The sequence below is a fragment of the Paenibacillus sp. FSL H7-0737 genome, from assembly GCF_000758545.1.
Lineage (GTDB): Bacteria > Bacillota > Bacilli > Paenibacillales > Paenibacillaceae > Paenibacillus_AQ.
On record NZ_CP009279.1, the window covers coordinates 1987892 to 2002445 of the forward strand.

Below are 14554 nucleotides of genomic sequence, written 5' to 3' on the forward strand. Positions count from 1 at the left end.
TACGGAAAATAGCGAAACATGCGGTGCATTAAAGGATAAATAAAAAGAGATATTTGTAAAAAGACAGGGTTTGTTATAAAATTGTTGAGAATCATTGATAATCATTGTGATTCAATTTATAATAATTATAATGTGATATAGAATCTAATTGTGCTGGGAATCAGGATCATCCTGTTTCAATACAACTTTTGATTTCGCAAATCGATCAATGGAGGGAATAATATTATGGCAGCAGATTTTGTCATTGAGGGACTTAAAGCGACGATTGAGGGAAAAGAGATTTTGAAGGGGATTAACCTTCAAATGAAAGGTGGCGAAATTCACGCCATCATGGGACCAAACGGTACAGGTAAAAGTACCTTGGCGTCAGCTCTTATGGGTCACCCTAAATATGAAGTAACTGAAGGAACAGCAACACTTGAAGGTGAAGATCTTCTGGAGATGGCGGTTGATGAACGCGCACGTGCAGGTCTTTTCCTTGCTATGCAGTACCCAAGTGAAATTTCCGGAGTAACAAACTCCGATTTCTTGCGCTCAGCCATTAATGCCCGTCGTGAAGAGGGAAGCGAAATTTCTTTGATTCGTTTTATCCGTCTTATGGAAGCGAAGATGAAAGAACTGGACATGAATCCTGAGTTCCTACACCGTTACCTGAACGAAGGCTTCTCCGGTGGTGAGAAGAAACGTAACGAAATTCTACAAATGATGATGCTAGATCCAAAAATCGTGATTCTTGACGAAATTGACTCTGGTCTTGATATTGATGCTTTGAAAATTGTTGCCGAAGGCGTAAACTCCATGCGGAGTGAAGATCGCGGTTTCCTGGTTATTACCCACTATCAACGTCTCTTGAACTACATCAAGCCTGATTTTGTACATGTTATGATGCAAGGCAGAATTGTAAAATCCGGTGGTCCTGAGCTTGCACAACGTCTGGAAGCAGAAGGCTACGAATGGATTAAAGAAGAACTTGGAATTGAAGACGAAACAGTAGGGCAAGACGCGTAAGAAACGCCAGGAAGGAGGAGAACACTTATGACGACACAGACCATTCTTCCGGTGGATGCCGAGCGCTTGAGCGAATTATCGCATAGTAGCGGCGAACCGGGTTGGCTGAAAGAAAGCCGCTTGAAAGCACTTGAACTGGCAGCTACTCTGACACTGCCTAAATTAGAGAAGACACGGATTGATCGTTGGAATGTGAATAATTATGGTAGCTACAAAGCAAGCGAAACCATTGCTTCACTGAAGGATGCACCTGCTTCCATTTCCTCCTTGATCAAGGATCAGGAAGAAGGCAGTCTGATTATTCAACGTAACTCTGGTGCAGTATATACACGACTAGCTCCTGAACTTGCAGCACAAGGTGTTATTTTTACCGATCTGCAAACGGCTGTTAAAGAGCACGGAGATTTGGTACAACGTTACCTTCATAAGGCGATTCAGCCTGACGAGCATTCTATCGCTGCGCTTCATGCAGCACTATGGAACGGGGGAGTATTCCTCTATGTTCCTAAGAATGTAGTGGTTGAAACTCCACTTCAGGCGGTGCTGTTAACAGATGATGCGGAAGCTTCATTTGTTCCTCACATTCTGATTGTAGCGGATACTAACAGCTCCCTGACATACGTAGACAACTACGTGTCGGATAAAGAGGAAGCTGGCTTGCACAATGGTGCTGTAGAAGTATTCGTGGGTGCAGGTGCTAAAGTACGTTATGCTACAGTGCATCAGCTGGGCGTGGATACAACAGATGTGACTTACCGCCGCGCTGTTGTTGAGAATGACGGAACGATCGAATGGATTGTTGGAGAGATGAACTATGGTGATACAGCAAGTGATACCAAATCTGTACTCAAAGGTAATGGCTCTAGCTCGGATGCTAAAGTAATTGCTGTAGGTACGGGATCACAGAAACTGAATTACACAACTCAAGCTCAGCATTTCGGCAAAAATACCCCAAGTGACATGATCACTCGTGCGGTTATGCGTGATAATGCTACTTCTATCATCAACGGAATTACCAAGATCGAGAAAGGTGCTACAAGAGCCGACGGTCAGCAAACGGAGAAAGTATTGATGCTGAGTCCAAAAGCCCGTGGTGACGCCAATCCGATCCTACTGATTGATGAAGATGATGTTACAGCAGGCCATGCCGCTTCCGTAGGTCAGGTCAATCACGAGCAAGTCTTTTACCTGATGTCCCGCGGAATTACACGGCATGATGCAGAAACTCTGATCATCTATGGCTTCTTGGCTCCTGTTGTGTCGCAAATTCCACTAGAGGGACTGCGCAATCAGCTCCAATCTCTTGTGGAAAGGAAGTTAGGTCAATGATTAGCAACGCCATCCGGGAGCAATTTCCCATACTGAACCAGAATGTGAACGGCCATCCACTGGTCTATCTTGACAGTGCTGCTACTTCACAGAAGCCTCGTCAAGTGATTGAGGCGGTCAAGTCGTATTATGAGTGGGATAACGCCAACGTACACCGTGGCGTCCATACTCTAGGCAGCCGTGCAACAGATGCCTACGAGGGAGCCCGGGAGAAGCTAGCTAAGTTTATTAACGCCCGCAGCACTAAAGAAATCATCTTTACGCGCGGCACAACCACTGCCCTAAATCTTGTTGCCTCTTCTTACGGGCCATCTGCAGTGGGTGAAGGCGATGAAATTGTCATCACCCTGATGGAGCATCATAGTAATTTGATCCCCTGGCAGCAGCTAGCTAAGAAGACAGGTGCTACTTTAAAATATATACCGTTGCAACCTGACGGAACGATTACGCTTGAAGATGCTGAGAAGACGATTACGGATAAAACCAAGATCGTTGCTATCGCTTATGTGTCTAATGTTATGGGAGTAACTCATCCGATTAAAGAGCTTGCGGCGATTGCTCATCGAAACGGTGCGGTAATTGTCGTAGACGGCGCACAGAGCACACCTCATATGAAGGTCGATATGCAGGATCTGGATTGTGATTTCTATGCACTTTCCGGACATAAAATGCTAGCACCTACTGGAATTGGGGCTTTGTACGGCAAAAGAGCACTCCTTGAAGCCATGGAACCTATTGAGTTCGGTGGCGAAATGATTGATGATGTGGGTCTCTATGAATCGACATGGAAAGAACTTCCTTGGAAGTTTGAGGGCGGTACACCGATCATTGCAGGAGCTGTTGGATTAGGTGCAGCCGTAGATTTCTTACAAGAAATCGGCATGGATGAGATTCACAGCCATGAGAAGCAGCTTGCCGCATACGCAGAACAGCGTTTATCTGAAATTGATGGCTTGACCATTTATGGTCCGCGCAATCGTGAAGTTGGCGTTGTGACTTTTAATCTGGGTGACGTTCACCCGCATGATGTCGCTACAGTACTAGATGCGGAGGGAATTGCTATCCGTGCTGGTCATCACTGCTGTCAGCCGCTGATGCGCTGGCTGGAAGCCAGCTCAACAGCACGTGCGAGCTTTTACCTGTATAACACCGAGCAGGATGTAGATCGACTGGTGGACGCTTTAATCAAGACAAAGGAGTACTTCGGCTATGAACTTGGATGACTTGTACAGACGCGTTATTATGGATCATTATAAAAGTCCTAGGAATCGTGGTTCATTTGAAGATGATGCTCTGAAAATTGAACTGAATAACCCAACTTGTGGTGACCGTATTACACTTCAGCTTAAGGTAGAGGATGGAATCGTCAAGGATGCCCGTTATAACGGTGAAGGTTGCTCGATCAGTATGTCATCGGCTTCGATGATGACTGAGGCGATCAAAGGACAAACGGTTGAACGAGCACTCGAACTAGCCGATAACTTCTCCTTACTGATGAAGGGTGAAGATGTGGATTTTGGAGATTATGAAGACATTGAAGCCCTATCGGGTGTGAATAAATTCCCTGCGCGGATCAAATGTGCAACACTGGCTTGGAACGCGCTTCGTAAAGGAATTGACGAAGAAGAGCAACATAAATAACAGTAGAACAAGGAGGCTGACACCATGGCTAAGAAAGCGCCTGATATGGAAGAGTACCAATACGGGTTCCGTGATGAGCATAAGTCGATATTCCAGTCTGGTAAAGGTTTGACGGCCGAAATTGTTAAAGAAATTTCAGCAATCAAAAATGAACCACAGTGGATGCTTGATTTCCGCTTAAAATCCCTTGAACAGTTCCGTAAAATGCCGATGCCTACATGGGGCGGCAATATGGATGATTTAGATTTTGAGGATATTCAATATTATGTAAGACCTTCCGAGAAACAAGGGAAGACTTGGGAAGAAGTTCCTTCCGAAATCAAGGAAACCTTTGATAAGCTGGGTATTCCTGAAGCGGAACAGAAGTTCCTCGCCGGCGTATCGGCACAATATGAATCTGAGGTTGTATACCACAGCATGCAGAAGAGCCTTGAAGATCAAGGGGTTATTTTTACAGATACCGATACTGCACTGCGTGAACATCCAGAACTTCTTAAGAAGTTTTTCGGGACGATCATCCCTCCAACCGATAATAAATTTGCAGCACTTAACAGTGCAGTTTGGTCAGGCGGAAGCTTCATCTACGTTCCTAAAGGTGTGAAATGTGAAGTTCCTTTGCAGGCTTACTTCCGTATTAACTCCGAGAACATGGGACAATTTGAGCGTACCTTGATCCTCGCTGACGAAGATAGCTTCGTGCATTATGTAGAAGGCTGTACAGCGCCAATCTACAGCACGAATTCTCTGCACAGTGCGGTTGTTGAAATCTTGTGTATGAAGAACTCACGCGTTCGTTATACTACGATTCAGAACTGGGCTCCAAACATCTACAACCTCGTTACTAAACGTGCGGTTGCAGAAGAGAATGCTACGATGGAATGGGTCGATGGCAACATCGGTTCCAAGCTGACTATGAAATACCCTGCGGTTGTTCTTAAAGGCCGTGGAGCTAAAGGTTCAGTACTGTCCATCGCGGTAGCGGGTAAAGGCCAGCATCAGGATGCTGGTGCCAAGATGATCCATTTGGCTCCAGACACAACATCCACTATTGTATCGAAATCGATCAGTAAGCACGGCGGTAAAGTAACTTATCGTGGTCTTGCTTCCTTTGGCCGTCAAGCAGAAGGTGCGAAATCGAACATCAAATGTGATACACTCATTTTGGATAACGAATCCACTTCGGATACGATTCCTTACAATGAAATCATGAACGATAACATCGTGCTTGAGCACGAAGCAACGGTATCCAAAGTTTCTGAGGAGCAGCTGTTCTATCTAATGAGCCGCGGCCTAACAGAAGCTGAGGCAACTCAAATGATCGTTATGGGCTTCATCGAGCCGTTCACCAAAGAACTGCCGATGGAATATGCGGTCGAAATGAACCGTTTGATAAAATTCGAAATGGAAGGAAGTATCGGTTAACCTTGATCTTCAAGGTTCCGGCTTCATTCTAATAAGTAATACAAAATACGTATTCGCAGTGATCTTGATGCTTTTATGCTCAAGTCACTCGAATACGTATTTTTTATTGGAAATTGAAGTGGGGTTTTCATTCTAGAGGGTTAAATCCAAATTTTATGCAAAAAAGCTTGATAAAAGTTTATTTTGGAGGGGGCGGTCACATCAAGGATCATGATGTTTCTTAATTCAACAGCATTAAGGAGGAAACTCGAGTATTTTAAGACAATGATGGTCGTTTATCACCTATATATGGGTCTTTTTTCCGAAATAACAGGATAAACGCTCAATTCTACCCTTTGCCGCTTTAAATTAGGGATGATACACTGCTTAAAGTCACTAAAATTGAAAGCGCTAAAAAATAGCTTTATTTTGTAAAGCTAAGTCTATGCTTACGAAGCAGCTTTACTTCGTAAAGCTTTAAGGAGGAGAGATATGGATGTTCTCAGGCAACTGCGAGGCTATTACCGAGAGAAGCTACATTATTTGATTCTTTCGATTGTATGCTTGGCCGCCGCAACTGCAGTGGGGCTAATTACCCCCAATTTGTTAAGGAAGCTGATCGATGAAGTAATTGTTCCACTCAAGTTTAAAGAGGTGCCCGTGTTGGCTCTCAGTGTGTTAGCTGTAGTAATCGTAAAAGCATGCCTGCAATTTGCACATGGTTTTTTTGGAGGGCGGTTAGGTAATTTTCTAGCATATCGGCTACGTAACGCTTGTTATGAGAAATTACAATTTCTATCTTTCCGTTATTATGATACCGCGAAAACAGGAGATCTGATGTCCCGGCTGACCGGGGATTTGGAAGCGATTCGGAACTTTATCGGTTTTGGTTTTGCTCAGTTGCTAAATGTGTTTTTTATGGTGCTCTTTGGTTCTATCATGATGTTCACCATTAATTGGCAGCTAACATTGGTTACTTTGATTACTATGCCATTTCTGGCAGCAGTAGCTTTAAGATTTGAGTCCAAGATTCATCCGGCCTTCCAAGAGATGCGCCTTGCGCTGAGTTCTCTGACAACGGCTGTACAGGAGAATATCACGGGTGTGCGAACTGTCAAATCGTTTGCTAGAGAGGCTCACGAAGTTGAAAAATTCTCACACCGTAATGAACGTTATAAGAATAATCAGATTTTTGCCGCTGAGCTCTGGAGTAAGTTTTTTCCGGTCATGGAGCTTTTAGCATCGGTCAGTATAGCTATCCTGTTAGGCGTAGGTGGTACACTCGTCATTAACGGGAAAATGTCACTAGGTGAATTGGTTGCCTTCTTCAGTTTGATTTGGTACATCATTGGACCGGTATGGGGTCTAGGCTTTCATATTAATAACTATACACAGTCCAAAGCTTCGGGAGAACGTGTACTTGAAGTACTTAATCAAAAAATTGATGTTAAGGATAAAGAGGATGCCCGTGAACTGGTGCCTTCCGAGGTTAAGGGGGATGTTGCCTTTAATCATGTCACCTTTGCGTACGGGAACAAAATGCCTGCTGTTACTGACATCCATTTTGAAGCTAAATCAGGTGAAATTATCGGATTTCTTGGAGGCACAGGTTCAGGTAAATCCACTATTACTCAACTGATGATGCGTGCTTATGATGTCAATGAAGGGAGTATTACGCTGGATGGCATTGATATTAGAGAGTACAGTGTGCGCAGCCTGCGGTCACAGATTGCCACCGTATTCCAGGAAACATTCCTGTTCTCCTCATCCATCCGCAACAATATTTCATATGGCTTGAAAAATGTAAGCATGGAGGAGATTATCCGTGCTGCACAGCTGGCAAAGGCGCATGATTTCATTATGGAGATGGCAGACGGCTATGACACTGTAGTGGGTGAACGCGGGATGGGTCTCTCTGGCGGACAAAAGCAGCGGATTGCGATCGCAAGAGCCCTGCTTAAGAATCCGCGTATCCTCATCCTCGACGATGCGACCAGTGCGGTCGATATGGAAACGGAACATGAGATTCAAGCGGGATTCCAGGAGGTCATGAATGGGCGTACAACACTTATAATTGCCCATCGGATATCCTCCTTGCGACATGCGGATCAGATCATTGTCATGAACGAAGGTCATGTTCAGCAACGTGGTACTCATCAGGAGCTAATTGAAGTTCCGGGTCCATATCAAGATGTATACCGGATACAATATGCTGACTATCTGGCCAGAGCTACCGGAAGAGGGGAGGAGTGAGGCATATGAAACTTGAAGCCAAACAGAACACCGCTTCGGGAGCAAAGCGTAAAGCAGCCGAGCAGAAGACACTTGATGAACGTTTCGTGTACAAAGATGATGATGTGATCGACAAAGCGTTTGACTGGAAGCAGTTCACCAGATTATTCAGCTATATGAAGCCTTACGCCAAACAGATGCTTCCACTGGTTTCTATCATGATGATTCTGGGAACCATTACGAAGCTTACCGTTCCTTTCTTGACAAGTTTAGCTATCGACCGTGCTATAGCGCCTAAGGTTGGGAATCCAAGCTTAACACTTCTTTATTCGCTTACGGCAGGTGTCATTGTCTTATATCTCATTCAATGGATTGCAGGTGTGTACCGGATTAAGTACACGAACATCATTGGACAAAGAGTCATTTATGACTTGCGTTCTGACTTGTTCAAGCATATTCAGAAGCTCTCTTTTAACTTCTTCGATAAACGCCCAGCAGGTTCGGTATTAGTACGTGTGACGAATGATATCAACTCACTGCAGGATTTGTTCACGAACGGGGTAGTCAATCTGATGATTGACTGTGTACAGCTTTTAGGGATTACCATTATTCTGTTATTGATCAACTGGAAACTTGGTCTTGCAGTAATGGTTACGGTTCCGATCATGTTCTTTATTTCTACTAAGCTGCGTCAGAAGATTCGGATCGCTTGGCAGGATGTGCGGATGAAGAACTCTAGAATTAATTCTCACTTGAATGAATCGATTCAGGGGATCAGAGTCACACAAGCATATACACAAGAACGTGAAAACATGAATTATTTCGATTTTATGAATACAGATAGTAAAAAGTCCTGGAATAAAGCATCTGCGATGAACCAAGCTTTCGGGCCGATGATCGAGATCACTGGTGGTTTTGGAACGATGATCCTCTTTTGGCTAGGAGCGTATCTCATCCAATCTGGCGAGCTTACTGTCGGTTTACTGGTAGCGTTCAGTTCTTATGTCAGCAACTTCTGGGACCCGATCAACCGTCTGGGGCAGATGTATAACCAGCTGCTGGTAGCGATGGCCTCCTCAGAACGGATCTTTGAATATTTGGATGAGCAGCCTTCGGTTCAAGATAATCCAGGGGCTAAACCACTAGGAACGATTCGTGGAGATATTAACTTCAATAAGGTCGTTTTTGAATATGAAAAAGGTCGGGCGGCTTTAAAAGGCATCGATCTGGATGTAAAAGCTGGGCAATCGATCGCGCTGGTGGGTCATACTGGCTCGGGGAAAAGCACGATTATTAACCTGATTGGCCGGTTCTATGATATTAAGAGCGGAAGAATTACGATTGACGGTGAAGATATCCGTGAAGTTACTCTAGATAGTCTGAGAAGGCAGATCGGAATCGTGCTGCAGGACACCTTCATTTTCTCAGGAACGATTCGCGATAATATCCGGTTTGGTCGACTGGATGCTACCGATGAAGAAGTGGAAAATGCCGCGAAAGCAGTAGATGCCCATGACTTTATTATGAAGCTTCCTGGAGGGTATGAGACAGAGGTAGAAGAGCGTGGTAGTGCCTTGTCCATGGGACAGCGTCAGCTGCTCTCCTTTGCCCGTGCACTATTGGCGAATCCACGGATTCTGATCCTTGATGAAGCTACGGCAAGTATTGATACAGAGACGGAGCTGAAGATTCAAGAGGCACTCAAAATCTTACTTCAGGGCCGGACCTCCTTTATCGTCGCTCATAGACTATCTACCATCCGCCATGCGGATAAAATAGTTGTTCTGGACCATGGTGAGATTAAAGAAGAAGGAACCCACCGAGAACTGACATCACGTGATGGTGTGTATAACGGATTAATAGAAGCGCAGTTCCGCTTTCTATAGCAAAGAACAACAGCCCATTCCCCTTGCGAAAGCAAATGAGGAGTGGGCTGTTTTATATCGTACGTCCAATTATTTCGGACGTTTAGGCAATCTACCCGTTATACGTAGCTCAAACATTTGGGCACAAATATCCTGATGCCACTGTGTATCCGTTGTTTGTTCCGCTAACAGTATTTCATTTTGTAGTCGTGCCATTTCCCAACAGTAAGTGGCATTCACCTGTAGGCATTGCTGTTGTTCCGTTTCTTCGGAGGCTGTAAGCTGGCGTAGACGACTTAGAGTGAACAGCTCGGCAAGACGTTCATGGACTGGAAGCATACTTTTTACCTCCTAGAAATATTTAAGCCACATATTAGTCTCGCCAAGAAAATTGTAATTCAATCATCAAGAAATTACGTTTTCTTTATTTTTGATTGCATAAAATACAACAGAATTACAATCCAGCTCTACGTACAAGAATTCTGTTGTACATAATACAACAGAAAAAATCCCCCAAAAGAAGACGGGGGATCATGGATTTCGAAAGATAGCTTTGACGCCCCGATCTTTGCGCCAGCAATGCAGGAGCCTCAAAGCGAGGTTACACAAGGCGTTCCTTCTATCCACCACCGCCACAAGTTTACATCAAACTTCCGGATGTCCAGAGGGCGGAGCCCTTGGGGCCCTCCCTTGGAAGGGAGGGTTTGGGAGGGATCGAAATGCCTTAGTCCATGTAAATTTCTACAATGGCAACGTTCCGTTCGCGGGAAAGATCCACGAACATTCCGTCCACCTTTACCAGTGGTCGGAAAATATCGACCAGATTGTTCATAATAATTACGCCATTATCACCTGTGTTCAGCAACACACGCTTGCCGATGAAGTTGGGCATTAAATGCTGGATAAAGGCTTGAACGGTTTTAGCGTTCAGTTTGCCGAAACTTAGATTGTTTATTTCACGCAGGACGGAAATAAGCTCTTGCTTCGACTGATAGACTCGTTTAGAAGTCATCGCACTATAAATGTCAGCTACAGCTGCAATTTGTGCATAAGGATGAATATCAGTTTTGGTTAGACCGCTCGGATAGCCAGAGCCGTCCTCACGCTCATGATGTTGGAGAGCAGCCAAAGCTGTGTAAGAATCGTCCATGGAATTACGTATAATTTCGTAGCCGTACTTAGTATGTAGTTTAATTTCCTCGAACTCATCTGGCGTTAGCTTCCCTGGTTTATTCAAGAGAGAGGGTGAAATTCGGCATTTTCCAATATCAATCAAATAGCCTGCACGACCAATTTCATAGCATTCTTGTTTGGAATAACCAAGCCATATCGCAATATAATAAGAGAGCATGCCCACCTGAAGGGAATGATTGTAGGTATAGTTATCTTCCCGATCTAGCAAAAGCAGGAGGGACACTACATCTTTATGCTTGTCCAAAGTTTGAAGCGAAGGCTGAAGAATGTCGTTTACCACGGATTGGTTGAAGCTTCCTTTTAATAACGCTTCCATATAAAGAGACTCGAAGCCATCAATCATGGTATCAAAACTAGTGGTCACCGTCTGAATAATTGAAGGTCTGCTGAGGGGGGATACCTCTTCCTCTAACGTCTCGATATCAACATAATCAACTCCAAGCTGCATCAGCTTGGCGATATCATTTATTTGGAGCAGTGATCCTTTTGGTAATACATGTAAACCCCTAGAACTATACGCGTCCGCGTTAAGGTGATTACCAGGTTTTAGATCCGAGACGTGTACTCTCAATGCCTATGCCACCTTTTATCCGATTTTATCCAGAATATCAACAAAGTTCAGATTTTTCAATCAAAAAGGAGGAAAGATTATTTGTGGATTGTATCGCTAGCTTTTTGATCAGAGTTCACCCAATGTTGGCCCGATTCATTAATGTCTTTTTTCCAAACGGGAACCGTCTGTTTCAATCGTTCAATGGCAAAGCGACTGGCTTCGTAGCAGGTATCGCGATGGGGTGTGGAGACGGCAATGATAACACTTGCTTCCTTTAAACCTACAAGCCCAATGCGGTGAGATATGGCGCAGTTTGCGTTCCAGCGGTTCTTCACTTCTTTACCAATCTCCTCTAGTTTACTTAAGGCCATAGGAATATAGGCATCATAATGAAGTGCGGTTGTACGTTGTTCTCCGGTCATTTCACGTGTAGTGCCGATAAATAATAAGGATGCTCCGTGATTGACGTCAAGAACGGCATCTAGAAGCTTCTCTGCATTTAAAGGCTGGTCCGTTATGCTATAGAGACCATCAGTAGTAGTTTCATATATAGTGCCATTCTCTCCCCCGGAAACTGGAGGAATAAGTGCGACTTCGGAAGACGCTGTGATGATAGAATCATCAGGAGCATATTCCCGGTCAATGGCAATTAAAGAAGCCCCAATTTGGGATGCTGCATTCGGATAAGAGGCAGATAGAAGCTCCTTCAGCTTGCCAGCTGTTAAGGGAATCTCAGTCGCTTGGAAGGACAGAGAAGAAGAGCCGATTGTCTCAGCCAGACCCGCGAATAGTCGGATAGTAATATGCATTTTTATTCTCCTCTGATGTATGATCTGATGTCTTCAATATACCATAATGTGTCTGAAAATGTTATGCTAGGCTCTATAAGATCACGCACCGACTGCTTCATTAAAGAGCAGCTCAAGGGTAGGAGGAATGTTGCTTATGGGGCATGTGCCACAAAGACTGACCATACTTCATACCAATGATATACATAGCCATTTTGAAATGGTAAGTCCGGTGGCAGCGGAAATCGCCGCACAAAGGGCTGCAGCGGGAGAAGAGCCTGTACTGCTGCTGGATATTGGTGATCATATGGATCGTGCAGCTGTTGAGACAGAAGGCACTATGGGTCAGGCTAACATCGATGTATTAAATTTAACAGGATATGATGCTGTAACCATTGGCAATAATGAGGGGCTCACGTTCTCTCAGGAGATGTTGTCATCTATTTTTTCCGGGTTACAGTGCCCGGTAGTATGCTGTAATTTTGTAGAGTCTTCGACAGGAGAGCCGCCAAGCTGGATGAAGCGTCATGCGGTCTTGGAGAAGGATGGAATTAAAATTGGAGTGACCGGAGCAACAGCGGCATTTACTTCGTTCTATTCCCTTTTGGGCTGGGATGCTTTAGATCCTGAGACTGCGCTCCGGGAACAATGCCTACTTTTAGCGCCACAGGTGGATATTTTAATCGTTCTATCTCATCTCGGACTTCCTACGGATAAAATTCTGGCAGAACGGTTAGAGGGCGTACATGCCATTCTTGGTGGACATACGCACCATCTGTTAGAAGAGCCTATTATGATTAATGGTACTGCCGTATGCGGTGCTGGGAAATTCGGTCGGTATCTCGGGCGCCTACAATTTGAGCGACTAGATCCTCAGTCTGATTTCAGCTTAGTGACGGGTGAATGTATTCCTATTGACCCCCTTCTAAAGGAGGAGGTTATAGGTCCTGCAGTCGCTATTCATTTGAAGCATGGCCAAGAATCTCTTCAGACGATCGCTGCGATTACTGACCGTGAGCTTCCTTTGAACTTGCGGGGAGAGTCCCCCTTTGGCAATCTTTTGGCACAAGCAGTACGTGGATTTACAGGAACTAGTATGTCATTAGTTAATACGGGTCAGCTGCTAGGACCATTGCCGGAAGGCGAGGTTACGACAGGGATGCTGCACGCACTTTGTCCTTCTCCCATCAATACTTGCATCATTAAGCTGAAGGGTATAGATATTCGCACAGCTTTGGAACAGAGCCTTACAGAGGAGTTTTATAGTAAGGTCATTTACGGGTACGGTTTCCGCGGGAATCATCTGGGCAGCTTGGCAGTAGATGGATTAAAAATCTTGTACGACCCACTAATGATACCGTATGATAAGAGTGTTGCAGTTTTTGTCGAAGGAAACCCACTGGAGGATGAAAGAGAGTATAATGTTGGTACGCTGGACATGTTTACTTTCAGGGCCGGCTATGAGACGATCGCGAATGGGAAGGATGCTTTGTTTCTATTACCTCATTTTTTGCGTGATCTCTTGCGGATGGAGTTACAGCGTCCAAACAGCCTCGATGAATGCATGCTCACTCGCTGGGAGGCTAAGTCTGAATAAGGCCGACAGCTCATAATCTACACTTATAGACTCCATTTAACAGTGCTAGATTCCCAAAAATAGGAGGACATTATGGACACGATTACAGCTATTATTTTAGCAATTGTCGAAGGGATCACTGAATTTATTCCTGTATCTTCGACCGGACACATGATCTTGACCACGAAGCTATTAGGCTTCGCTGAGCAAGATTCGATTATGAAGACTTATGAAATTGTAATTCAACTAGGGGCGATTTTGGCGATTGCACTTGTTTACCGCAAGCGAGTACTCAATTTGCTAGGGATTGGACGTAGTAGTTCAGGTAGAGGAGGCGTTATGCCGGCATCCCGTCTGAACTTAATTCATGTGATTCTCGGGATTGCCCCAGCACTTGCTGTGGCATTTTTTGCCCGCGATTTTATCAAAAGTCTTTTTGGAGCTTCGACTGTACTCTGGGCACTTGTGGCCGGAGGGATTCTAATGATTGTTGCAGAATGGGTGAACAGACGCAAAATACGAATTACTGCTCACGAATTGGATGATTTGTCTTACGGACAGGCGCTCGCGATTGGATTGTATCAGATTATTTCGGTACTTTGGCCGGGCTTCTCCCGTTCCGGGTCTACTATTTCCGGGGGGATGTTAAGCGGGGTCAGCTACAAGGCTTCTGCGGATTTTTCCTTCCTCATAGCCATTCCTATTATGTGTGCGGCTTCCGGATATGAACTGCTGGATTCGTATAAAAACTTCACAAGTGAGACGATTGGTTATTTTGTAATTGGTTTTCTGATTTCTTTTGTAGTGGCATATTTAGTGGTCATTTTGTTTATGAAATGGATTCAAAAGATTCGATTAACGCATTTCGCGATCTATCGATTTATTCTTGCTGCTGTATTCTGGTTGTTTATTATGCGTTAATGCCCGTTGGCATAGACCTAGACACATCTGATTTTCTTTAAGGTAC

The 14554-nt window shown here is 44.6% G+C and carries 12 protein-coding genes; 9 read left to right on the forward strand and 3 right to left on the reverse strand.

From position 1 onward, the window contains the following. Positions 1–225 precede the first annotated feature (225 nt). The 7 genes from sufC to H70737_RS08535 all read left to right on the forward strand — a co-directional run bounded on the left by sufC (position 226) and on the right by H70737_RS08535 (position 9497). Positions 226–1008 (forward strand): Fe-S cluster assembly ATPase SufC, encoded by a 783-nt coding sequence (sufC, locus tag H70737_RS08505; protein WP_042186351.1) that lies wholly within the window; start codon positions 226–228, stop codon positions 1006–1008. 27 nt (positions 1009–1035) lie between these two features. Then, positions 1036–2337 carry a Fe-S cluster assembly protein SufD gene (gene sufD, locus H70737_RS08510; protein WP_042186353.1) on the forward strand — a complete coding sequence of 434 codons (1302 nt, stop codon included), beginning with the start codon at positions 1036–1038 and terminating at the stop codon, positions 2335–2337. Further along, positions 2334–3560 carry a cysteine desulfurase gene (locus H70737_RS08515; RefSeq protein ID WP_042186355.1) on the forward strand — a complete coding sequence of 409 codons (1227 nt, stop codon included), beginning with the start codon at positions 2334–2336 and terminating at the stop codon, positions 3558–3560. The genes sufD and H70737_RS08515 overlap by 4 nt, the downstream gene beginning before the upstream one ends. Further along, complete coding sequence (gene sufU, locus H70737_RS08520) at positions 3547–3978, forward strand: Fe-S cluster assembly sulfur transfer protein SufU (RefSeq protein ID WP_036684339.1); 432 nt, start codon at positions 3547–3549, stop codon at positions 3976–3978. Before H70737_RS08515 ends, sufU begins: the two co-directional genes overlap by 14 nt. A gap of 24 nt (positions 3979–4002) precedes the next feature. Then, positions 4003–5400 (forward strand): Fe-S cluster assembly protein SufB, encoded by a 1398-nt coding sequence (gene sufB, locus H70737_RS08525; protein ID WP_042186357.1) that lies wholly within the window; start codon positions 4003–4005, stop codon positions 5398–5400. A gap of 471 nt (positions 5401–5871) precedes the next feature. Continuing rightward, complete coding sequence (locus tag H70737_RS08530; protein WP_042186359.1) at positions 5872–7632, forward strand: ABC transporter ATP-binding protein; 1761 nt, start codon at positions 5872–5874, stop codon at positions 7630–7632. Positions 7633–7637: 5 nt separating this feature from the next. Further along, positions 7638–9497, forward strand: a complete 1860-nt coding sequence (locus H70737_RS08535) for an ABC transporter ATP-binding protein (RefSeq protein WP_042186361.1) — start codon at positions 7638–7640, stop codon at positions 9495–9497. 69 nt (positions 9498–9566) lie between these two features. On the opposite strand, the gene H70737_RS08540 is transcribed toward H70737_RS08535, so the two are convergent. The 3 genes from H70737_RS08540 to H70737_RS08550 form a co-directional block, all read right to left on the reverse strand. After that, the gene (locus tag H70737_RS08540; protein ID WP_042186363.1) at positions 9567–9815 is read right to left on the reverse strand and encodes a DUF7667 family protein; all 249 of its coding nucleotides are present in this window, start codon (positions 9813–9815) and stop codon (positions 9567–9569) included. 385 nt (positions 9816–10200) lie between these two features. Further along, entirely contained in the window at positions 10201–11241 is a 1041-nt protein-coding gene (locus tag H70737_RS08545) for an HD-GYP domain-containing protein (RefSeq protein ID WP_042186365.1), read from the reverse strand. Between the two features lie 77 nt (positions 11242–11318). After that, the gene (locus H70737_RS08550) at positions 11319–12032 is read right to left on the reverse strand and encodes a molybdenum cofactor biosynthesis protein (RefSeq protein ID WP_042186367.1); all 714 of its coding nucleotides are present in this window, start codon (positions 12030–12032) and stop codon (positions 11319–11321) included. Positions 12033–12168: 136 nt separating this feature from the next. Here H70737_RS08550 and H70737_RS08555 point away from each other — a divergent pair, with 136 nt between their 5' ends. Next, on the forward strand, positions 12169–13608 hold the full coding sequence (locus tag H70737_RS08555) for a bifunctional metallophosphatase/5'-nucleotidase (RefSeq protein WP_042186369.1): 1440 nt from the start codon (positions 12169–12171) through the stop codon (positions 13606–13608). A gap of 72 nt (positions 13609–13680) precedes the next feature. Continuing rightward, positions 13681–14508, forward strand: a complete 828-nt coding sequence (locus H70737_RS08560) for an undecaprenyl-diphosphate phosphatase (RefSeq protein ID WP_042186371.1) — start codon at positions 13681–13683, stop codon at positions 14506–14508. Positions 14509–14554 lie beyond the last annotated feature (46 nt).